Consider the following 18,592-nt stretch of genomic DNA (forward strand, 5'->3'; position numbering starts at 1 on the left):
CGGCCATGAACTGACGATCAAATCAACGCCATGCAAAGCTTGAAAATCCTGCTGCTCGGCGCCGCCATCGGATGCGGAGCAGCTATTCCCGCCGCCGCCTCGTCTTCCGACTGGTACAACAGCGAAGGGGGCAAGGTGCGGCTGGTGACATCAGGCAAGGCCGACGAGGCAGGCCGCATCCATGGCGTGCTCGACATCGCGCTCAAGCCCGGCTGGAAGACCTATTGGCGTGATCCGGGCGACGCCGGCGTGCCGCCGCAGATCGACGTTTCGGCCAGCACCAACATCACCGATGCGGCGTTTTCCTTCCCGCCGCCGCAACGCCATGACGACGGCTACGGCAAATGGGCCGGCTACAACCATCCGGTCTCGCTGCCGGTGACATTCACTTTGTCGTCGCCTGGGGATGCGGCCGTCATCGATGCCGACATCTTTCTCGGCATCTGCGAGACGATCTGTATTCCGGTGCAGACGCGACTGAGCGTCGATCCCGCCGCCGATCCCGACAATGCCGAGGATGCGGCGCTGGTGAAGGCGGCACTCGCCACCTTGCCCGCGCCTGCCAAGCCCGATTTCGGGATCAAGGTGCTGCCGGGCGACCATGAGACGCTGATCGTCGAGGCGACTTTTCCCGGCGATCCGGAGGCGGCGGATTTATTCGTCGCCGGGGGTCGCGACTATATGTTCGGGGCGCCTGCGCGCAACGAGAAGGACGGCCGGCTTGTGTTTACCATTCCGATCCTCGACCGGCCGTCGACGACACCGACCGATGGCGGGTTGTATTACACCCTGACAAGTGCCGAAGGCGCGGTCGAGGGCGTTCTGCCGTTTCCCTGATACCGACCCGATCCAGGCTTTCCCTTGATCCAGGCCTTGTCGGCGGTTGCGGGAGATGGCCGATTTCGCTATCGCAAGAAACCTTCCCTGCTTTTCACACGAGGACCATCATGACGATTGCCGTTGGCGACAAACTGCCCGATGCGACCTTCAAGGAAATGACCGCCGACGGCGCCAAGGTGATCACCTCGGCCGAGATTTTCGCGGGCAAGAAGGTCGTGCTGTTCGGTGTTCCAGGCGCCTTCACGCCGACCTGCAGCAACAATCATCTGCCGGGCTATCTCGAGAACCACGATGCCATCCTGGCCCGCGGCGTCGACACCATCGCCGTCGTGTCCGTCAACGATGTCCATGTCATGGGCGCCTGGGCCAATTTCACCGGCGGTCAAGGCAAGATCCTCTATCTCGCCGACGGCAATGGCGACTTCGCCAAGTCGATCGGCCTCGACTCCGACTATTCCAGCGGCGGCATGGGATTGCGCTCGAAGCGCTTCTCGATGATCGTCGACAACGGCAAGGTCACGGCGCTCAATGTCGAGACCAAGCCAGGAGTCGACACATCGGGTGCCGCTCACATTCTGAGCCAGCTCTAAACCGCGGCGGCCGCCTCGGCTCATGAGCGCCATGGCCTGACGACCACGCGCTTCCAGCCGGATTGCCTGCTTTGGGGGACATCGACGATGTTTGACATCATCTGGCGCAGCATTGCGATTGGCATCGGCGCCACGGTGCTGATGGATCTTTGGGCGCTGTTCCTGCATCTGGCGCTCAGCCAGCCGCGGCCGAACTGGGGGCCGCCCGGCCGCTGGGTCTGGCACCTTAGGGAAGGCAAGGTTTTCCACGACGATATCGCCCAAGCCGCACCCTATGCGCATGAGCAGGCGCTGGGCTGGGCTTTCCACTATGTTACCGGCATCGTCTACGGCTTCATCCTGGTGGCGCTGGTGGGCAGGGCATGGCTGGACGCGCCGACCTTCCTGCCGGCCTTCATCCTCGGCATGGTCACCATCGGCGCCGGCTGGTTCCTGCTGGCGCCCGGCATGGGCGCCGGCTGGGCCGCCTCAAAGCGCCCCAACGCGATACAGATCCGCGCCTTCAACGTGATCTCGCACACGGTGTTCGCGCTCGGCCTCTACGGCACGGCCCTGCTGATCCGCTGAGGACGGGTTCTATCCGCTGGTCGCGCGCGGCTTCATCGCGGCTACGGTATCGATGATCTCCTGACATCCGCTTTAGCGCGGCGCCAGACTGTCTATCGGCCGCCATCCGTGGACGACGCGGCGCGTGCCGACATCATAGGCGAAGTAATTACCACCGCCGGCCGGCTGGTCCGCCGCGCGGCTGATTGCGCGGCCGCTGAGCGAGAGCAGCAGCAATGTTCCGACGCCGCCATGGCCGACGAAGGCAATGTCGCCGCCATCGGCAGCACCCAGCACCGTTTCGACCTCGCTGACAATGCGTTGCTGGGCATCGATGGCCCGCTCCCAGCCGCGGATGCTTTTGTGCGGGTCGGCGAAGAACTGGTCGGCGACCGCCTCGAACTCCGGCGGCGGCAGGAAGCCGGTTGCCGACCGATCGTTCTCATGCATGCGCTCCCTCACCTCGACCGCGAGGCCGAGGTGTTTGCCAAGAATCTCGGCGGTTTCGATCGCCTTGCGCTCGGCCGACGAGACGACACGGCGGATCGATCCGACCCATGGCTGATCGAGCATGGCTGATGCTCGCGCTCGTCCGATCTCGGATAGCCCCCAGTGCGGCACGGGAACGTTGGCATCGATCTGAACCTGGGGATGGGTGATGTAGTATACGATCGGCATGAGTGAGATCCCCTGCCGATAGCTTGAGCTCAATAGCTTTGGGTCGAGCGCCGTGCCCGTGGCGCCGGCTGCTTCTCGGATGCCGCCGGCTTCAGCGCCACTTTCGGCGCCGCAGGTTTGGCTGAGCCCCTCTTGAACGGCGCCATACCTTCCCTTGCGAGTTCGTCGGCGCGTTCGTTCTCGGTGTGGCCGGCATGGCCCTTGACCCAGTTCCAGGTCACCTTGTGGCGCCGATTGGCCTCATCCAGCGCCTGCCACAGTTCACCGTTCTTGACCGGCTTCCTGTCAGCGGTCTTCCAGCCGTTTTTCTTCCAGCCGTGGATCCATTTGGAGATACCGTCCATGACATATTTGCTGTCGGTGTGAAGCTCGACGGCGCACGGCTCCTTCAGCGCATTCAGCGCCGAGATGGCGGCCAGCAGCTCCATACGGTTATTGGTCGTCTCGGCCTCGCCGCCCGACAATTCCCTGGTCTTGCCGTTGAAGCGCAGGATGGCGCCCCAGCCGCCGGGACCGGGATTGCCCGAGCAGGCACCGTCGGTGAAGATTTCAACCTGCTTGGTCATGTCAGTCCGTATTCCGAAGGCGACTTGATCGCGCGGTGGAAGCGCATGCGGCGGATATATTCGGTCGGATCGCGCTTCATGACCAGCCCGCCGTCGGGAACGGTCAGCCAGTCATAGAGCCGGGTCAGCATAAAGCGCAGCGCCGAGCCGCGCGAAAGCATCGGCAGCGCTGCTTTCTCGCCCTCGCTCAAAGGCCGCACGCTCCGATAGCCGGCCAGCAGCGCCGTGCCTTTGGTCAGGTTGAAGGAGAAATCCTTCTCGAAACACCAGGCGTTGAGACAGGTGGCGACGTCATAGGCGTAGAGGTCGTGGCAGGCGAAATAGAAGTCGATGAGGCCGGACAGTTTCTCGCCGAGGAAGAAGACATTGTCGGGAAACAGATCGGCATGGATGATGCCGGCAGGAAGGCCCTGCGGCCAATGGCGTTCGAAATCCGCGAAATCGGCGTCGACCTCGGCCGCCAGTCCCGGCTCGACCTCGTCGGCTCGGTCGCGCGAGGCGTTCCACAATTTGCGCCAGCCCTCGATGGCCAGTGCGTTGTCACGCGTCATCGCAAAATCCTGCCCGGCCAAATGCAGGGCCGCGAGCGCCTTGCCGACCTCGGCGCAATGCGCCGCTGTCGGCCGCCGCAGCGACAGGCCTTCGAGGAAGGTGATGATGACCGCGGGACGGCCGGCCAGCGTGCCGATGACGGTGCCGTCATGCGCGGTCACCGGCAGCGGACAGGAAATGCCTTTGCGGGCGAGATGGCCCATCAGGCCGAGGAAGAACGGCAGGTCGGCCTTGTCGACGCGCTTCTCGTAGAGCGTCAGTATGTAAGAGCCGCTTGAGGTGTGCAGCAGGAAATTCGAATTCTCCGTGCCTTCGGCGATACCCTTGTAGGACAAGAGTTCGCCGACTGGATATGCCCTCAGGAACGCGCCGAGTTCGCCCTCATTGACGTCGGTGTAGACCGCCATGGGCTGTTCACGCGGCTCCGTTGACGAAGGCCATGTCGGCCCGCGTCAGTTCGACATCGCGCAGAACCCGCATGACTGGAAAATCCTCCGTTTCGGTGGCCGTGATCGCCAGGTCGATGTTCACCTCGAAGCGCTGGCGGAAGGCGTCGATGATCTCGTCGACGATGATCTCCGGCGCCGACGCGCCGGCAGACAGGCCGAGCGTCGAGATATTTGTGATGTCATTCCACGGAATTTCGGCGGCGCGCTGTACGAGAAGCGACATGGTGGCGCCGGCGCGCTCCGCCACTTCGACAAGACGGCGCGAATTGGAGGAATTGGGCGCACCGACGATCAGATAGAGATCGGCGCCGGCGGCGGTTTCCTTGACCGCTTCCTGGCGGTTGGTGGTGGCGTAGCAGATCGATTCGGCGGCCGGTGCATGCAGTTGCGGGAAGCGCTCCTGCAGCACCCGCAATATGCCGGCAGTGTCTTCGACCGACAACGTTGTCTGGCTTACGAAGCCGAGCGCTTCCGGGTCGGCGGGGGCAAAGGTCCCAGCGTCGGCTTCGGTCTCGATCAGCGTGACGGCGCCTTCAGCCAGTTGGCCCATGGTGCCGATCACTTCGGGATGGCCGGCATGGCCGATCAGAAGCACATGGCGGCCGAGCCGCTGATGGCGCATCGCCTGCTTGTGCACCTTGGACACCAGCGGGCAGGTGGCGTCGAGATAGAAGAGCTCGCGTGCCTTGGCGTCGGCCGGCACCGATTTCGGCACGCCGTGGGCCGAGAAGACAACCGGCGACTTGCGGTGCTCGGCCGGGATTTCCGAGAGTTCCTCGATGAAAACCGCGCCAAGGCTTTGCAGGCCCTCGACGACATAGCGGTTGTGCACGATCTCGTGGCGGACATAGACCGGCGCGCCGTATTTCTTCAACGCCAGCACGACGATCTGGATCGCGCGGTCGACACCGGCGCAAAAGCCGCGCGGCTGGCAGAGCCGGATCGTCAGCGGTGGTTTTGTGGCGGTCTGCAGCATGATTCCAGATCGGTTGATCGTATCGTGACGCGAAATGAGGTGTGCACCCCTGCCCTGTCAAGGGCAGTTGAGATCAGGTTGAATGGTCAGCCTGATCTAACTCTTTGTTGGAGCATGATCTTGTCCGAAAACCGGTTCCCACTTTTCGGGATGATGCTCTGGATCATTCAGTCTTTGCCGGACGGCGCAGCCTGACGATCAGAACCGCGGCAAGAGCCGCCGCCAGGCCATACCAGGTGAAGGCATATTGCAGATGAGAGTTCGGCAGGTCGATGATGGTGACGCCGCCGACCGGCAGCCCGCCCGGGTTCGGCGTCTTGTCGGCGTCGATGAAGATCGGCACCAGCACGGCGCCAGCCGGCAGGCCGGCACTCGCCGCCATGACATCACGATCCTTCCAGTAGAAGATGTTCTTGGCCACGTCATTGTCGGGCAGCATCATCGACGGCTTGCCCGGCAGCGGGTTGCGCGCCAGGCCGGTGACCGTGACCTTGCCGGTCACCTGCCCTTGAGGGCGCTTGGCGGCATCCTTGAGATCATAGGGAACGAAGCCGCGGTTGATCAGGATATAGCGGCCATCGTCGAGGGCCAGCGGGGTGTAGACGTTGAAGCCGGCGTCGCCGTCCCATGTGGCGTAAAAATGCCGCTCGCCGGAGTGCAGGAACGTCCCGCTGACGGTGACCGGCGTGTAGTCGACATCACCGGTGGCGTCGAATTCCTTCTCGACGTCCGCCAGCGGCCGCGGCGCTGAATGGGTGCGCTGGTCGATGGTCTGCAGAAGGGCTTCCTTCCAGTACAGGCGCTGCACCTGCCATGTGCCAAGCCCGAGCAGGATGACGAACACCACCAGGCCGAGGCCGAGCAGCAATGCCGTCTTCGGCCGCGAACGGCCGCTGGGCTTGGTCAGTGCCTCGTTCATTGCCCCTGGTCCAGGCGGCCTTCGGCCGCCTTGTTGGCGTATTGAAGCGTCAGCAGCACCCCCTTGATCAGCCTCAGCGCCGTCAGGCACAGCGCCACGGCCAGCGGTATCCAGATGATGAAATGCAGCCACAGCGGCGGGCTCAGCTTCACCTCCACCCACAGCGCCAGCCCAACGACGATGAAGCCGATGATCAGGATGACGAACACCGCCGGGCCGTCGCCGGCATCGGCGTAGGAATAGTCGAGGCCGCAATTGTTGCAGCGCTTGCCGACCGTGAGGAAGCCGGAAAACAGCCGTCCTTCGCCGCAGCGCGGGCAGCGTCCGTGCAGGCCGGCCGAGATCGGCTCGATGGGTGGCCAGATCGCCCTATCTTCACTCATGGATAGTCATGCTTTACGGCTCGATTTCGATCAGCGTTCCATCCGGCAATCGTCCAGATTTCGTCCATGTCGCAGTCGGTAACCCCAATGCAGCCATCGGTCCAGTCGACCAATTGAAGCAGCCAGCCCGACCAGCCGAATTCGTTGGCCATTGATGAGGCGCCGAAAAGAAGAAAGGCGACCGCGTTGCCGCGAGCGCCCTTCTGATTTGTCGGTTCGGTGAAGCCGTCAGTGGCCTTCGATCACCGCGCCGACCGATCCCCAGACGTAGATCGATGCGAACAGGAACAGCCAGACCACGTCGACGAAGTGCCAGTACCAGGCAGCCGCCTCGAAGCCGAAATGCTGCTTGGGCGTGAAGTCGCCTTTCCAGGCGCGGATCAGGCAGACCAGCAGGAAGATGGTGCCGATGATGACGTGGAAGCCATGGAAGCCGGTCGCCATGAAGAAGGTGGCGCCGTAGATGGAATCCTTGAAGCCGAACGGAGCGTGCATGTACTCGTAGGCCTGCACCATGGTGAACAGCATGCCGAGGCCGACGGTCAGCACCAGGCCGTTGATCAGGCCCTTGCGGTCGCCATGGATGAGCGAATGGTGCGCCCATGTCACCGTGGTGCCCGACAGAAGCAGGATGATGGTGTTGTAGAGCGGCAGATGGAACGGATCGAGGACTTCAAGACCCTTCGGCGGCCAGACGCCGCCAGTGAAAGCGGTGCGGGCGTAATTCTGCACTTCGCTCGGAAACAGGCTGGCATCGAAATAGGCCCAGAACCAGGCAACGAAGAACATCACTTCCGAAGCGATGAACATGATCATGCCGTAGCGCAGATGCAGCGACACGACGCGCGTATGGTGGCCCTCATGCGCTTCCTTGATGGTGTCCGACCACCAGGCAAACATCGTGTAGAGGACGATGACCAGGCCGATGAAGAACAGCCATGGATTGGCGATGTTGTGGCCGAAAATTGGAAAATCGCCGTTCTTGAGATACTGCATCAGGGCGACGCCGCCGACTGCAGTCACCAGCGCGCCGATCGACCCCAGGAAGGGCCACGGGCTCGGGTTGACGAGATGGTAGTCGTGTTGTGGTTTTGCGTGCGCGTCTGCCATATCAACCCCCGAGATTTGCTTCGGTATCTGAAACTTTGCTGCTGCTGTCCGGCGTCGATGACGCCACCGGCTTGTTCTTTTGGACCGGGAACATCGTGTAGGACAGGGTGATCGTCTTCAAGTCCTTCAGTTCCGGCACGTTGACGATATCGGGATCCACATAGAACACGACCGGCATGTCCAGCGTCTCGCCGGGCTTTAGCGTCGTGTCGGTGAAGCAGAAACACTCGACCTTGTTGAAGTAGGGGCCCGCCAGTTCCGGCTGCACGTTGAAGGTGGCGCGGCCGGTAACGGCGCGGTCGAACTTGTTGGTGGCGCTGTAATGCGCCTGCGTCGTCTCGCCGATCTTGATGGTGACCGAGCGGGCGACCGGCTGGAACTGCCAGGGAATGCCGTTGGTGTTGGCGTCGAAGCGTACGGTGATGTCGCGGTCGAGGATGCGGCCGGCATATTGCTTTTCGGCGCGCTGCGTCGTGCCGCCATAGCCGGTGGCCTGGCAGAACATCTTGTAGAGCGGCACCGCGGCGTAGGCCATGCCGATCATGCCGCCGAAGAAGGCGACGCAGACGGCGGCGACGACGCGGTTGGTGTTCTTCTTCCTGGGATCGGTCACGGTCTGGCGGGTCATCATCGGCCTCATCCGGTATGGCCGAATTTCACGATGGTCGCGACGTAGAAGATGACGACCAGAATCGCCAGCGCGACGCCGATCGCCGCCGAACGGTTGCGCCGCGCCTTCTTCTGGCTTTCGGTCAGCGTGACCAGTTCAAGCTTCTTGTCGATCATGGTCATGCTCCACCGATGGCCAAAGCGCGACCGACGACACAGTCGGCAAGATAGATGGCGAAGATGGCGAAGAGGTAGAGCAGCGAATAGGCGAACAGAGCCTTGGCCGGCTTCATGACGCGGTCGCTATCGGTCATGCACAGCACTTTCCAGGCATACCAGACGAAGCCGGCGCCGAGAGCCACTGATGCGACGCCATAGAAGGCGGTAGTGAAACCGAGCACCCAGGGCAGCACGCCGATCGGCGCCAGGATCAGGGCGTAGGCAAAGATCTGGCGGCGGGTCGAGGCCTGGCCGGCAACGTTCGGCATCATCGGGATGCCGGCCTTGGCGTAGTCGTCGGACTTGAACAGCGCCAGCGCCCAGAAGTGCGGCGGCGTCCACAGGAAGATGATCAGGAACAGAACGAGGCTTTCCAGGCTCACCGTTCCGGTCACCGCGGCCCAGCCGATGACCGGCGGGATGGCGCCGGCGGCGCCGCCGATGACGATGTTCTGCGGCGTCGAGCGCTTCAGCCACATCGTGTAGACGACGGCGTAGAAGAAGATGGTGAAGGCAAGCAGCGCCGCCGACAGCCAGTTGACCAGCACGCCCAGCGTCATCACCGACAGCACCGAAAGCACAAGGCCGAAGCTCAGGGCTTCGCCGGGCAGGATGCGGCCGGACGGTACCGGGCGGCCGGCGGTCCGGCTCATCACCGCATCGATGTCGGCGTCGTACCACATGTTGAGCGCACCCGAGGCGCCGGCGCCGATGGCAATGGCCAGGATGGCGATCACCGCCAGCAGCGGGTTGATGGTCACGGGCGCAGCGACCATGCCGACAAAGGCCGTGAACACCACCAGCGACATGACGCGCGGCTTCAGCAGGGCGAAGAAATCGCCCGACGTGGCTTCCGACATGCGAAAGCCCGCTTCGTCAATCATTGGGTCGTCGACAAGGGCCATGCGTACATAAGTCCAATCATTCCGTTGGCCGAAAACCGCCGGCGGGCCGGCGGTTTCGTATTCGGGCTGCCTTACTTGATCTTCGGCAGCTGTTCCCATTGGTGGAAAGGCGGCGGCGAAGGCAGCTGCCATTCGAGCGTCGTTGCACCCTCGCCCCACGGGTTGGCGCCGGCGACGCGCTTCTTCTGGAAGGCCTCGAACACGCCATAGAGGAAGATCACCACGCCGACGGCCGATATATAGGAGCCGTAGGACGACACCATGTTCCAGCCGGCGAACGCGTCGGGATAGTCGATGGTGCGGCGCGGCATGCCGGCCAGGCCGAGGAAATGCTGCGGGAAGAAGATCAAATTGACGCCGACGAAGGTGACCCAGAAGTGGGTGTTGGCGATCACCGGCGAGTACATGTAGCCGGTCATCTTGGGGAACCAGTAGTACCAGCCGGCGAAGATGGCGAAGACCGCACCCAGCGACAGCACATAGTGGAAGTGGGCAATGACGAAATAGGTGTCATGCAGCGAGCGGTCGAGGCCGGCGTTGGCGAGCTGGACGCCGGTGACGCCGCCGACCGTGAACAGGAAGATGAAGCCCAGCGCCCACAGCATCGGCGTCTTGAACGAGATCGAGCCGCCCCACATCGTCGCGATCCAGGAGAAGATCTTCACGCCTGTCGGTACGGCGATGACCATGGTGGCGAAGACGAAGTAGCGCTGCGTGTCGAGCGACAGGCCGGTCGTGTACATGTGGTGCGCCCAGACGATGAAGCCGACGGCGCCGATCGCGACCATGGCGTAGGCCATGCCGAGATAGCCGAACACCGGCTTCTTCGAGAAGGTCGAGACGATGTGGCTGATGATGCCGAAGCCCGGCAGGATCAGGATGTACACTTCGGGGTGACCAAAGAACCAGAACAGATGCTGGAACAGGATCGGATCGCCGCCGCCATCCGGGGCGAAGAAGGTGGTGCCGAAATTGCGGTCGGTAAGCAGCATGGTGATGCCACCGGCCAGAACCGGAAGCGACAAGAGCAGCAGGAAGGCGGTGATCAGAACCGACCAGGCAAATAGCGGCATTTTGTGCAGCGTCATGCCCGGCGCGCGCATGTTGAAAATGGTGGTGATGAAGTTGATGGCGCCGAGGATCGAGGACGCGCCGGCAATGTGGATCGACAGGATCGCCAGATCCATGGCCGGCCCGGGCTGGCCGGAGGTCGACAGCGGCGGATAGAGCGTCCAGCCGCCGCCAACGCCATAGGCGCCGGGCGCGCTCGGCATGAAAGCCGAAGCGATGAGCAGCAGGAAGGCCGGCGGCAGCAGCCAGAACGAGATGTTGTTCATGCGCGGGAAGGCCATGTCAGGCGCGCCGATCATGATCGGCACCATCCAGTTGGCGAAGCCGCCGATCAGCGCCGGCATGACCATGAAGAAGATCATGATCAGCGCGTGCGCGGTGCCGAAGGCGTTGTACATGCTCTTGCCGCCGTCGATGGCGGCATCGCCGTTCATGCCATAGACCATCTGCGCCAGACCGGTGAAGATCTGGATGCCCGGCTCCTGCAGCTCCATGCGGATGACGACCGAAAGCGCGCCGCCGACGATGCCCGCGAAGATCGCGAAGATCAGGTAGAGCGTGCCGATGTCCTTGTGGTTGGTGGAGTACACCCACCGGACCCAGCCATGATAGGGCTTGTGGTCGTGGTCGTCGTGAGCTGCAGCTTCTGCCATGGTCGGCTCCGTTCCCTAATTCTTGCTAACCCGCGGCATCAATTGCCGGCGGCCGCTACCTTGTTGGTACCGTCGACCTCGGCCATCAGCGCCTTGTTGGCGCCGGGGAGGTCGGTCTTGGCTGCTGCCAGCCAGGTCTTGTACTGCGCATCGGATACGACGCGGACGGCGATCGGCATGAAGGCATGGTCCTTGCCGCAGAGCTGCGAGCACTGGCCGTAATAGATGCCTTCCTTTTCCGCCTTGAACCACGTCTCGTTGGTGCGGCCGGGAACCGCGTCCATCTTGATGCCGAAGGCCGGAACGGCAAAGGAATGGATCACGTCGGCTGCGGTAACCAGGACGCGCGTCATGGTGTTGACCGGCACGACCAGCTCGTTGTCGACCGCCAGCAGGCGCGGATAGACCTTGCGGTCTTCCTTGCCGATCGCGGCGCGGTCGGCGTCCTGCAGGATGGCCGAGTTGAAGGAGAGCGTGTTCTCGGTCTGGTACTCATAGTCCCAGTTCCACTGATTGCCCGTTACCTTGACGGTCAGCTTGGCCTCTTCCGGCGGCGTGTACTGCGCCGTCAGCAACTGGAACGAGGGAATGGCGATGAACAGCAGGACGACGACCGGCCCGACTGTCCAGATGATCTCGATCAGCGTGTTGTGGCTGGTCTTGGACGGAACCGGGTTTTTGCTGGCGCGGAACCTGAAGATGCACCAGGCGAGAAGCGCCAGAACCAAAGCAGTGATCGGGACGACGAACCACATCGTGTAGTTCCCGAACCACTCGATCTGCCGCATCATGTCTGTCGCCGGCGGCTGAAAAGTCATCTCCCACGGCTGCGGCTGGGCCGCATGGGCGGAGGCACCGGCGAAAAATGCGGCGGCGGCGCCTGCCGTTGCCATCAATTTGGCGCTTGCTGGGAATTTTCTCATCGCCCTCTTCATCTCCCGGTTCCTCGCGATCGCGACGCAAGAATATCGAACAATGCCGGGATGGGAATCCCGGACAGTCCCAAGGGTGGTTCAAACCATACTCTATTTCCCTCCGCAAGAAAGGAGCGGGCGAAACCGTGCGGCATTTTTGCGCGCAAGTGCTGCCGCGCTGTTTCGACGGCCTCGTGGCCCGCGCGGGTCGTCGACAGACAGGCTATGCGGGCTTGTGTCCGGAATGCGCCCGACGGTCGCAATTCGGGCGAATTTGCTAGGGAAAAGCGCATTATTGCGCCTGCCGGGGCTGACCGGCGGTCGCCCTATCCTTTACTTGGCCTTGGCGCGGCTTAAAGTGCCGTGATTCGCAATGGAGCCGTCATGACCTCTTGGCTTTCGAGAAACGCCTGGCATTCGAAGAGCGCCTGGCATTCGAAAAGCGCTTGGCTTTCGAGAAGCGGGGCGAAGGTCGTTTTTCTCGCCGCCCTGATCGGTATCGGCTCGTCCGCAACCGGCGTCGCCAATGCAGCGCAGCCCAGCGGCACGGTCAAGTCAACGCATGGCGCGTGGTCGATCATCTGCGACACGCCGGCCGGCGCCACCTCGGAACAATGCGTGATGATGCAGAACGTCGTTGCCGAGGATCGCCCGGAAATGGGACTGTCCGTCGTCGTCCTGCGCACCGCCGACAACAAGGCCGAGATCCTGCGCGTGCTGGCCCCGCTCGGCGTTCTGCTGCCCAATGGCCTGGGCCTCAATGTCGACGGCAAGGATATTGGCCGCGCCTATTTCGTGCGCTGCTTCCAGGACGGCTGCTATGCCGAGGTCATTCTCGAAAAGCCGCTGCTCGATACGCTGAAGACCGGGACGTCGGCCACCTTCATCGTCTTCCAGACGCCGGAAGAAGGCATCGGCATCCCCGTCGACCTCAAGGGCTTCGCCGACGGTTTTGCCGCCCTGCCCTGAGCTTGATGCTTGCGAAACCGTCTTTCCTCACAATTCCCACGGGTTTGATCTTTGGCTGTGGGGGTCATCATGCGTGCTTGTTCTTTGCTTTTGTCGACCGGTCTAATCCTGACCGGCGCCGTTTCCGTCGCCTTTGCCGAGGATTCCGAAATCATCACGGCGCCCGATCCGGCCGTCATTTTCGAGCTTGCGAAAGGCTATGGCTCGGCCAAGATGGACAAGGACGACGGGGCGATCCGATGGTCTCGGGCCGGCTTCAGGGCATGAAATATGTCATCTACTTCTATGGCTGCGAAAACCATGAGAAGTGCAAGTCGATCCAGTTCTCCTCGGGCTATACCGACCCCTTCACGGCCGACCAGGCCGATGAATGGAACAAGAAATATCGCTGGGTGAAGGCCTTTTCGGGTGACGGGTCGAACTTCAAGATGGATGTCATGTTCAGGGGCGGGGTTACCCGCTCCTACCTGCTGCGGATCGTCATTGCGGATTGTGCAGGCGCGTCTTCGCGCCTACATCGTGGCAACACCATTCCTCTTGTGAGCGGACCTGCCATGAACAGCCTGACCGGCCAATTCGACATTTCAGACGATCGCATCAAGCGGATCGTCGCCGACACACTGAACGGCGCCGACGACGGCGAACTGTTCCTCGAATACAGCGAGAGCGAAGCGCTGATGTTCGACAATGGCAGGCTGAAGACCGCCAATTTCAACACCGACCAGGGTTTTGGCCTGCGCGCCGTGGCCGGCGAGGCCAGCGGCTACGCTCATTCCAGCGATCTTTCGGAGGCGTCGCTGCTGCGCGCCGCCGACGCCGTCTCGACAGTCAGGGGCGGCTATTCCGGCACGCTTGCCGCGGCACCCGCGCGCACCAACCGCCATCTCTATGGCGAGGAGAACCCGATCCCCTCGCCCTCCTTCGAGGTCAAGGCCAAGCTGTTGCAGGAAATCGACGCATGGCTGCGCGCCGAGGACCCGCGCGTGCGCCAGGTGACGGCCTCGCTCGCGGCGTCCTGGCAGCATGTCGAGATCGTGCGCGCCGACGGCCAGATCGTGCGCGACATCCGCCCGCTGGTCCGCATCAACGTTTCCGTCGTCGTCGGCGACGGCGACCGCCAGGAAAGCGGCTCCTATGGCATGGGCGGGCGCAAGGCGTTCGGCGAGTTCCTGGTCGAGGACGCCTGGAAGCATGCGGCCAGGGAGGCGCTCAGGCAGGCGCTGGTCAATCTCGAAGCCATTCCCGCGCCGGCCGGAACGTTCGACATCGTTTTGTCCAGCGGCTGGCCGGGCGTCATGCTGCATGAGGCTGTCGGCCACGGGCTGGAAGGCGACTTCAACCGCAAGAAGACGTCCGCCTTCGCCGGCCTGCTGGGCCAGCAGGTGGCGGCCAAGGGCGTTACCGTGGTCGATGACGGCACCATGCCGGAGCGGCGGGGTTCGCTGACCGTCGACGATGAAGGCACGCCTTCGGCCCGCAATGTGCTGATCGAGGACGGCAAGCTTGTCGGCTACATGCAGGACCGCCAGAACGCCCGGCTGATGGGCATGAAAGCCACGGGAAACGGCCGGCGCGAAGGCTATGCGCACCAGCCGATGCCGCGCATGACCAACACCTATATGACGGCGGGCGACATGGAGCCGGACGAGATCATCGCCTCGGTCAAGACCGGCATCTATGCCGTATCCTTCGGCGGCGGCCAGGTCGACATCACGTCAGGCAAGTTCGTGTTCGGCTGCACCGAGGCCTACATGATCGAGAACGGCAAGGTGACGCAGCCGATAAAGGGCGCCATGCTGATCGGCAACGGACCGGACGCCATGCACCGCGTTTCGATGATCGGCAACGACATGAAACTCGACACCGGCATCGGCATGTGCGGCAAGGCCGGACAAGGCGTGCCGGTCGGCGTCGGCCAGCCGCATCTCAGGATGAACCAGATGACGGTCGGCGGCACCAGGGTTTGAGCGAGGAGACGTCGGCGGGCTTGAATAGTTCCCCTCACAGGGATATCTTACCTTTGTCTTACACAAGGGTAATACCGCAATGGGTGCAATAGAAAAGCTTATAACGACCGTCTCGACCAAGGGACAAGTCATCCTGCCCAGCGCTATCCGCAAACGGAGGGACTGGGGCGCGGGCACGCGCCTGCAGGTCGAAGACACACCGGACGGTGTACTTTTGAGACCGGCGCCTGCCTTTGCCCCGACACGACCAGAAGATGTCTTTGGTGTCCTGCCGCACAGTGGCAGACCGAAGACCTTGGAGGAGATGGACGCGGCCGTCCTTGCTGAAGCACGGCGGCGCCATGCTCGCGATTGATACCAACGTTGTCGTCAGGTATCTGACGAACGACGATCCCGAGCAGTCCCCGCGAGCCCGGCGGCTGATCGACGGTCAGCCCGTTTTCGTCGCCGTCACGGTGATCCTGGAGGCTGAGTGGGTGCTGCGCAGCGGCTATGGTTATGATCAGGCCTCGATCGTCAATGCACTGCGGGTGTTCGGCGGGCTTCCCACTGTCGAGATAGAGGATGCTGCGATCGTCTCTTCCGCGGTCGATCTAGCCGAGACGGGAATGGATTTCGCCGATGCGCTCCATCTGGGCAAGTCCTCGCACTGCTCAGCATTTGTTTCCTTCGACCGTAAGTTCATCAAGGCCGCACAAGCGGCCGGGTACGAAAGCGTTCGCGAAGGCTAGTTTGCCAGCCGGCTACGTCTTGCGGGGCGGCAAACTCAAGCACGGCCTTGTGAAAATCGGCGGATTAACGTCGCCGTTTCGGCTTCTCCAGCAGCGCCACGGCCTCGACATGCGGCGACCACAGGAACTGGTCGATGGGCGTGACGCTCTTCAAGATGTAGCCGCCGTCAATCAGGATGCGCAGGTCGCGTGCCAGCGTCACCGGATTGCAGGAGACGGCGGCGACGAACGGCACATCCGAGCGGGCGATCTGCTTCGACTGGTCCTCGGCGCCGGCGCGCGGCGGGTCGAAGACGACGCCATCGAAAGCATTCAGCTCCTTGAACGTCAGCGGCCGCCGGAACAGGTCGCGGCGTTCGCCGGTTACCCGCTTCAGGCCGGTGGCGAAGCGCGATCCGCGGTCGAGCGCCGAAAGGGCTGCCGCGTCGCCTTCGACCGCGTGGACTTCGGATTTGGCCGCCAGCCGAAGCGCAAAGCTGCCGCAGCCGGCGAAAAGATCCGCGACTTTCCTGGCACGCTTCAGATGTCCGCCAACGAGATCGGCCATCGTCTGTTCGGCGGCTTGCGTTGCCTGCAGGAAGGCGCCAGGCGGTATGGCGACAGCGACGGTGCCGAACATGACCACCGGCTTTTTCGGCTCGATGACAATCTCGTCGTCGATCGAAAGCCGGGCAAAGCCATTGGCCATGATGAAGTTGGAGGCGACCCGGCGCTGGTTCTCGCCCAGCTTGCCCGACTCATAGACAGCGACGTCAAGCCCCGAGCCCGTCACAGTGACCGCCATCCGGAACGATTTGGTGGTGGCGCAAACCAGGTCGGCGACCGACCTCAAGCGATCGAGCGCGGCAACGATCTCCGGCAGCGAGATCGGACATTCCTCGATGGGGATGATTTCCGGCGACAGATGGCGATGGAAGCCAAGCAGCATGCCTGTGTCGGCGCGCCTGGCGGCAAGCACGACGCGGCGGCGTGTGTGTGGCGCACACGGCACCAGGGCGCCGATGTCGCCGGCAATGCCTTTCAAGGCATGCACGACCTTGTCGCGTTTCCATTGCTGGTAAGCGTCGGCTTGCAGATGCTGGACGGCGCAGCCGCCACATTCGGTGAAATGCCGGCAGGCCGGATCGATACGCAGCGGCGACGTCTCCAATACCGCCATCAGCATGGCGCGATCCCTCTCGCGCGCGGCGGTGACGGTCTCGCCGGGCAGGGTGAAGGGAATGAACAGCTCGCCGGTTTCCGTCTCGGCGACGCCGTCGCCCTGCGAACCCAGTCTCTTGATGGTGAAGCCCGTGCTCATCGGTCCTTGGTCCCGGCATCCTTGGTCCCGGCATCCTTGATCCCGGCAAGCAGGAATTCGCGGTTGCCGTCCCCGCCTTCGATCGGCGACATGTGCAAGCCCAATGTACGCCAGCCAGGGACGCCTTCGAGCCATTCCTGCAGCAAGCCGGCCACACGGGCGGCGTCATAAGGGTCTTTCAAAAGACCGCCCTTGCCGATCGCCTCGCGGCCGGCCTCGAATTGCGGCTTGACCAGAAACACCGCACGAGCGCCGTCCCGTGCCAATGCCAACGCCGGTGGCATCGCCAGTTTCAACGAGATGAAGCTTACATCGGAGACGATGAAATCGGGGATACGGCCGCCGAGATCGGCAGCCGCGAGCTCGCGAGCGTTGAGGCCCTCGATCACGGTGACGCGCGGGTCGGACGAGACACCGGGATGCATCTGGCCGTGGCCGACATCGATGGCAGTGACATGGGCCGCGCCGCGTTCGAGCAGCACCTGGGTGAAGCCGCCTGTCGAGGCGCCGATATCGAGGGCTTCACTGCCCGCGGGATCGAGACTGAAATGGTCGAGCCCGGCGATCAGCTTCAGCGCCGCGCGTGAGACATAACCCTGCGCCGGGTCGTCGATGACGATGAGACAGTGCGGCAGAACCGTCTGGCCGGGCTTGCGGGCGACCACGCCGTCGACCGTCACGGTGCCGCGCTCGACCGCGTCGCGGGCGCGCGAGCGGCTCGCAAACAGGCCGCGCTGGACGAGCAATTCGTCGAGCCGCTGGCGTGTGCTGGCTGGCAGAGGGGAGTTCATCGGCCTTCATGGCGAAAGCCGGCCGCGAAGGCAAGGACATTGGCATAGGAGGACGTCGAGACCCGGGCCGCAAGCCAGTCCGCCCGGTTGAATAGCGCATCCAGTCCGGCAAGATGTAGAGGCTCAGGCAATGCGGAGGAAGACGAATGCTGACGGGAACCTGCCATTGCGGCGCCGCCCAATGGACCCTGGAAGGCGATCCCGGCCCGATCACGGCCTGCAATTGCACGCTTTGCCGCCGCTATGGCACACTCTGGGCCTATGACTTTGTCGACGAGCGTATCCGGCTTGTGGGGCCTGTGCAGTCCTACACCCGCGCTGGCAAGGAGACGCCGTCGCTGGAAATACTGTTTTGCCCGACATGTGCCTGTGTGCTTGCCTGGCGCGGTTTGCGCCGCAGCGACAGCGGCCGCACGCGGATCGCCGTCAATGTCAGGCTGGCACCGCCGGAGGCGGTCGCCGACCTGCCGATCGACCATTTCGACGGGCTGGACACTTATGACGACCTGCCGCGCGATGGGCGCTGCGTGCGCGATATGTGGTTTTAGAAGATCGTCCGTGAGACCTGCCGTTCAACGGCCGGCATCAGGCCGTCGCTTCCGTCATCTGAAGCCTGCTTGCGCGGGCGCTCGACAGCAACGACTGGTGCGTCCGGCACGACGACAAGCTGCGGCACCTGCTTGTAGGAAAAAGCGCCCCTGATATCGCCCATCTTGCGGGCGACGATGCCTGCCACCGCCTGTTCGAGCTTGCGGTCATAGCGCGTCTCGGCCATGGCCGGCGCGGCGATGACGGCCAAAAGGGCCGCGCCGCACAGAAGCGTTCGCATTGTTTTTAACTCCCTGCCTGGAGGC

Annotated in this window: 25 protein-coding genes; 9 read left to right on the forward strand and 16 right to left on the reverse strand. The window is 63.1% G+C overall.

The window, feature by feature from the left end:
* The first annotated feature begins 30 nt into the window (after positions 1 to 30).
* From NKI96_RS05770 to NKI96_RS05780, 3 genes are all read left to right on the forward strand, one after another.
* Positions 31 to 837 carry a protein-disulfide reductase DsbD domain-containing protein gene (locus NKI96_RS05770; RefSeq protein ID WP_023692067.1) on the forward strand — a complete coding sequence of 269 codons (807 nt, stop codon included), beginning with the start codon at positions 31 to 33 and terminating at the stop codon, positions 835 to 837.
* Positions 838 to 947: 110 nt separating this feature from the next.
* Complete coding sequence (locus NKI96_RS05775) at positions 948 to 1,430, forward strand: peroxiredoxin (RefSeq protein ID WP_023668407.1); 483 nt, start codon at positions 948 to 950, stop codon at positions 1,428 to 1,430.
* An 87-nt stretch (positions 1,431 to 1,517) separates the two neighbouring features.
* Entirely contained in the window at positions 1,518 to 1,997 is a 480-nt protein-coding gene (locus tag NKI96_RS05780) for a DUF2938 domain-containing protein (protein WP_023692068.1), read from the forward strand.
* Positions 1,998 to 2,069: 72 nt separating this feature from the next.
* Here NKI96_RS05780 and NKI96_RS05785 read toward each other — a convergent pair whose 3' ends face one another.
* The 13 genes from NKI96_RS05785 to coxB all read right to left on the reverse strand — a co-directional run bounded on the left by NKI96_RS05785 (position 2,070) and on the right by coxB (position 12,001).
* Entirely contained in the window at positions 2,070 to 2,654 is a 585-nt protein-coding gene (locus NKI96_RS05785) for a histidine phosphatase family protein (RefSeq protein WP_023692069.1), read from the reverse strand.
* Positions 2,655 to 2,683: 29 nt separating this feature from the next.
* Positions 2,684 to 3,220 (reverse strand): ribonuclease HI, encoded by a 537-nt coding sequence (gene rnhA / locus NKI96_RS05790; protein ID WP_352512892.1) that lies wholly within the window; start codon positions 3,218 to 3,220, stop codon positions 2,684 to 2,686.
* Positions 3,217 to 4,179 carry a homoserine kinase gene (locus NKI96_RS05795; protein WP_352803266.1) on the reverse strand — a complete coding sequence of 321 codons (963 nt, stop codon included), beginning with the start codon at positions 4,177 to 4,179 and terminating at the stop codon, positions 3,217 to 3,219. The genes rnhA and NKI96_RS05795 overlap by 4 nt, the downstream gene beginning before the upstream one ends.
* Before the next feature lie 7 nt (positions 4,180 to 4,186).
* A complete protein-coding gene (gene ispH, locus NKI96_RS05800; protein ID WP_023692071.1) occupies positions 4,187 to 5,197 on the reverse strand; it encodes a 4-hydroxy-3-methylbut-2-enyl diphosphate reductase in 1,011 nt (336 codons plus the stop codon).
* A gap of 163 nt (positions 5,198 to 5,360) precedes the next feature.
* Entirely contained in the window at positions 5,361 to 6,116 is a 756-nt protein-coding gene (locus tag NKI96_RS05805; RefSeq protein ID WP_352803268.1) for an SURF1 family protein, read from the reverse strand.
* Complete coding sequence (locus tag NKI96_RS05810) at positions 6,113 to 6,499, reverse strand: DUF983 domain-containing protein (RefSeq protein WP_023740707.1); 387 nt, start codon at positions 6,497 to 6,499, stop codon at positions 6,113 to 6,115. The genes NKI96_RS05805 and NKI96_RS05810 overlap by 4 nt, the downstream gene beginning before the upstream one ends.
* Positions 6,496 to 6,651, reverse strand: a complete 156-nt coding sequence (locus NKI96_RS05815) for a hypothetical protein (RefSeq protein WP_352803270.1) — start codon at positions 6,649 to 6,651, stop codon at positions 6,496 to 6,498. Before NKI96_RS05815 ends, NKI96_RS05810 begins: the two co-directional genes overlap by 4 nt.
* Positions 6,652 to 6,727: 76 nt before the next feature.
* Positions 6,728 to 7,609, reverse strand: coding sequence for a cytochrome c oxidase subunit 3 (locus NKI96_RS05820; protein WP_023668416.1), 882 nt, complete (start codon positions 7,607 to 7,609; stop codon positions 6,728 to 6,730).
* Position 7,610: 1 nt separating this feature from the next.
* The gene (locus NKI96_RS05825; RefSeq protein WP_023692073.1) at positions 7,611 to 8,237 is read right to left on the reverse strand and encodes a cytochrome c oxidase assembly protein; all 627 of its coding nucleotides are present in this window, start codon (positions 8,235 to 8,237) and stop codon (positions 7,611 to 7,613) included.
* An 8-nt stretch (positions 8,238 to 8,245) separates the two neighbouring features.
* A complete protein-coding gene (locus NKI96_RS05830; protein ID WP_023668418.1) occupies positions 8,246 to 8,401 on the reverse strand; it encodes a cytochrome c oxidase system small membrane protein in 156 nt (51 codons plus the stop codon).
* Positions 8,398 to 9,342: a heme o synthase gene (locus NKI96_RS05835; protein ID WP_023668419.1), complete on the reverse strand. Its 945-nt coding sequence runs from the start codon at positions 9,340 to 9,342 to the stop codon at positions 8,398 to 8,400. Before NKI96_RS05835 ends, NKI96_RS05830 begins: the two co-directional genes overlap by 4 nt.
* A 71-nt stretch (positions 9,343 to 9,413) precedes the next feature.
* Positions 9,414 to 11,066 (reverse strand): cytochrome c oxidase subunit I, encoded by a 1,653-nt coding sequence (ctaD, locus tag NKI96_RS05840; protein ID WP_023668420.1) that lies wholly within the window; start codon positions 11,064 to 11,066, stop codon positions 9,414 to 9,416.
* Between the two features lie 38 nt (positions 11,067 to 11,104).
* Positions 11,105 to 12,001 carry a cytochrome c oxidase subunit II gene (coxB, locus tag NKI96_RS05845; protein ID WP_050485823.1) on the reverse strand — a complete coding sequence of 299 codons (897 nt, stop codon included), beginning with the start codon at positions 11,999 to 12,001 and terminating at the stop codon, positions 11,105 to 11,107.
* 363 nt (positions 12,002 to 12,364) lie between these two features.
* Between coxB and NKI96_RS05850 the strand changes: the two genes are divergently transcribed.
* The 5 genes from NKI96_RS05850 to NKI96_RS05870 all read left to right on the forward strand — a co-directional run bounded on the left by NKI96_RS05850 (position 12,365) and on the right by NKI96_RS05870 (position 15,647).
* Entirely contained in the window at positions 12,365 to 12,949 is a 585-nt protein-coding gene (locus NKI96_RS05850; protein WP_023668422.1) for an invasion associated locus B family protein, read from the forward strand.
* 69 nt (positions 12,950 to 13,018) lie between these two features.
* A complete protein-coding gene (locus tag NKI96_RS05855; protein ID WP_155923284.1) occupies positions 13,019 to 13,216 on the forward strand; it encodes a hypothetical protein in 198 nt (65 codons plus the stop codon).
* Positions 13,213 to 14,916, forward strand: a complete 1,704-nt coding sequence (gene tldD / locus NKI96_RS05860) for a metalloprotease TldD (RefSeq protein ID WP_352803273.1) — start codon at positions 13,213 to 13,215, stop codon at positions 14,914 to 14,916. Before NKI96_RS05855 ends, tldD begins: the two co-directional genes overlap by 4 nt.
* Positions 14,917 to 14,995: 79 nt before the next feature.
* Positions 14,996 to 15,271 (forward strand): AbrB/MazE/SpoVT family DNA-binding domain-containing protein, encoded by a 276-nt coding sequence (locus NKI96_RS05865; protein ID WP_081725433.1) that lies wholly within the window; start codon positions 14,996 to 14,998, stop codon positions 15,269 to 15,271.
* Positions 15,258 to 15,647 carry a type II toxin-antitoxin system VapC family toxin gene (locus NKI96_RS05870; RefSeq protein WP_023692077.1) on the forward strand — a complete coding sequence of 130 codons (390 nt, stop codon included), beginning with the start codon at positions 15,258 to 15,260 and terminating at the stop codon, positions 15,645 to 15,647. Before NKI96_RS05865 ends, NKI96_RS05870 begins: the two co-directional genes overlap by 14 nt.
* A 64-nt stretch (positions 15,648 to 15,711) precedes the next feature.
* On the opposite strand, the gene NKI96_RS05875 is transcribed toward NKI96_RS05870, so the two are convergent.
* The gene (locus tag NKI96_RS05875) at positions 15,712 to 16,947 is read right to left on the reverse strand and encodes a class I SAM-dependent RNA methyltransferase (protein ID WP_023668426.1); all 1,236 of its coding nucleotides are present in this window, start codon (positions 16,945 to 16,947) and stop codon (positions 15,712 to 15,714) included.
* Positions 16,944 to 17,738 (reverse strand): TlyA family RNA methyltransferase, encoded by a 795-nt coding sequence (locus NKI96_RS05880; protein ID WP_023702017.1) that lies wholly within the window; start codon positions 17,736 to 17,738, stop codon positions 16,944 to 16,946. The genes NKI96_RS05875 and NKI96_RS05880 overlap by 4 nt, the downstream gene beginning before the upstream one ends.
* Positions 17,739 to 17,884: 146 nt before the next feature.
* Between NKI96_RS05880 and NKI96_RS05885 the strand changes: the two genes are divergently transcribed.
* Positions 17,885 to 18,286 carry a GFA family protein gene (locus tag NKI96_RS05885; protein WP_352803276.1) on the forward strand — a complete coding sequence of 134 codons (402 nt, stop codon included), beginning with the start codon at positions 17,885 to 17,887 and terminating at the stop codon, positions 18,284 to 18,286.
* Here the strand turns inward: NKI96_RS05885 and NKI96_RS05890 are convergent.
* Complete coding sequence (locus NKI96_RS05890; protein WP_023668429.1) at positions 18,283 to 18,567, reverse strand: hypothetical protein; 285 nt, start codon at positions 18,565 to 18,567, stop codon at positions 18,283 to 18,285. The two genes, NKI96_RS05885 and NKI96_RS05890, sit on opposite strands and share 4 nt — an antisense overlap.
* Between the last annotated feature and the right edge of the window lie 25 nt (positions 18,568 to 18,592).

Source organism: Mesorhizobium sp. M0292 (assembly GCF_040321695.1).
GTDB lineage: Bacteria > Pseudomonadota > Alphaproteobacteria > Rhizobiales > Rhizobiaceae > Mesorhizobium.

What these genes read in the sequence shown, in the direction of transcription:
- NKI96_RS05880 (WP_023702017.1), bottom strand. Translation starts at nt 17,738, where the DNA reads ATGAACTCCCCTCTGCCAGCCAGCACACGCCAGCGGCTCGACGAATTG.
- NKI96_RS05830 (WP_023668418.1), bottom strand. Translation starts at nt 8,401, where the DNA reads ATGACCATGATCGACAAGAAGCTTGAACTGGTCACGCTGACCGAAAGC.
- NKI96_RS05835 (WP_023668419.1), bottom strand. Translation starts at nt 9,342, where the DNA reads ATGGCCCTTGTCGACGACCCAATGATTGACGAAGCGGGCTTTCGCATG.
- NKI96_RS05850 (WP_023668422.1), top strand. Translation starts at nt 12,365, where the DNA reads ATGACCTCTTGGCTTTCGAGAAACGCCTGGCATTCGAAGAGCGCCTGG.
- NKI96_RS05875 (WP_023668426.1), bottom strand. Translation starts at nt 16,947, where the DNA reads ATGAGCACGGGCTTCACCATCAAGAGACTGGGTTCGCAGGGCGACGGC.
- NKI96_RS05795 (WP_352803266.1), bottom strand. Translation starts at nt 4,179, where the DNA reads ATGGCGGTCTACACCGACGTCAATGAGGGCGAACTCGGCGCGTTCCTG.
- NKI96_RS05770 (WP_023692067.1), top strand. Translation starts at nt 31, where the DNA reads ATGCAAAGCTTGAAAATCCTGCTGCTCGGCGCCGCCATCGGATGCGGA.
- ctaD (WP_023668420.1), bottom strand. Translation starts at nt 11,066, where the DNA reads ATGGCAGAAGCTGCAGCTCACGACGACCACGACCACAAGCCCTATCAT.
- NKI96_RS05820 (WP_023668416.1), bottom strand. Translation starts at nt 7,609, where the DNA reads ATGGCAGACGCGCACGCAAAACCACAACACGACTACCATCTCGTCAAC.
- NKI96_RS05855 (WP_155923284.1), top strand. Translation starts at nt 13,019, where the DNA reads ATGCGTGCTTGTTCTTTGCTTTTGTCGACCGGTCTAATCCTGACCGGC.
- coxB (WP_050485823.1), bottom strand. Translation starts at nt 12,001, where the DNA reads ATGAAGAGGGCGATGAGAAAATTCCCAGCAAGCGCCAAATTGATGGCA.
- NKI96_RS05870 (WP_023692077.1), top strand. Translation starts at nt 15,258, where the DNA reads ATGCTCGCGATTGATACCAACGTTGTCGTCAGGTATCTGACGAACGAC.
- rnhA (WP_352512892.1), bottom strand. Translation starts at nt 3,220, where the DNA reads ATGACCAAGCAGGTTGAAATCTTCACCGACGGTGCCTGCTCGGGCAAT.
- NKI96_RS05805 (WP_352803268.1), bottom strand. Translation starts at nt 6,116, where the DNA reads ATGAACGAGGCACTGACCAAGCCCAGCGGCCGTTCGCGGCCGAAGACG.
- NKI96_RS05785 (WP_023692069.1), bottom strand. Translation starts at nt 2,654, where the DNA reads ATGCCGATCGTATACTACATCACCCATCCCCAGGTTCAGATCGATGCC.
- NKI96_RS05825 (WP_023692073.1), bottom strand. Translation starts at nt 8,237, where the DNA reads ATGACCCGCCAGACCGTGACCGATCCCAGGAAGAAGAACACCAACCGC.
- tldD (WP_352803273.1), top strand. Translation starts at nt 13,213, where the DNA reads ATGAAATATGTCATCTACTTCTATGGCTGCGAAAACCATGAGAAGTGC.
- NKI96_RS05775 (WP_023668407.1), top strand. Translation starts at nt 948, where the DNA reads ATGACGATTGCCGTTGGCGACAAACTGCCCGATGCGACCTTCAAGGAA.
- NKI96_RS05885 (WP_352803276.1), top strand. Translation starts at nt 17,885, where the DNA reads ATGCTGACGGGAACCTGCCATTGCGGCGCCGCCCAATGGACCCTGGAA.
- NKI96_RS05810 (WP_023740707.1), bottom strand. Translation starts at nt 6,499, where the DNA reads ATGAGTGAAGATAGGGCGATCTGGCCACCCATCGAGCCGATCTCGGCC.
- ispH (WP_023692071.1), bottom strand. Translation starts at nt 5,197, where the DNA reads ATGCTGCAGACCGCCACAAAACCACCGCTGACGATCCGGCTCTGCCAG.
- NKI96_RS05780 (WP_023692068.1), top strand. Translation starts at nt 1,518, where the DNA reads ATGTTTGACATCATCTGGCGCAGCATTGCGATTGGCATCGGCGCCACG.
- NKI96_RS05890 (WP_023668429.1), bottom strand. Translation starts at nt 18,567, where the DNA reads ATGCGAACGCTTCTGTGCGGCGCGGCCCTTTTGGCCGTCATCGCCGCG.
- NKI96_RS05815 (WP_352803270.1), bottom strand. Translation starts at nt 6,651, where the DNA reads ATGGCCAACGAATTCGGCTGGTCGGGCTGGCTGCTTCAATTGGTCGAC.
- NKI96_RS05865 (WP_081725433.1), top strand. Translation starts at nt 14,996, where the DNA reads ATGGGTGCAATAGAAAAGCTTATAACGACCGTCTCGACCAAGGGACAA.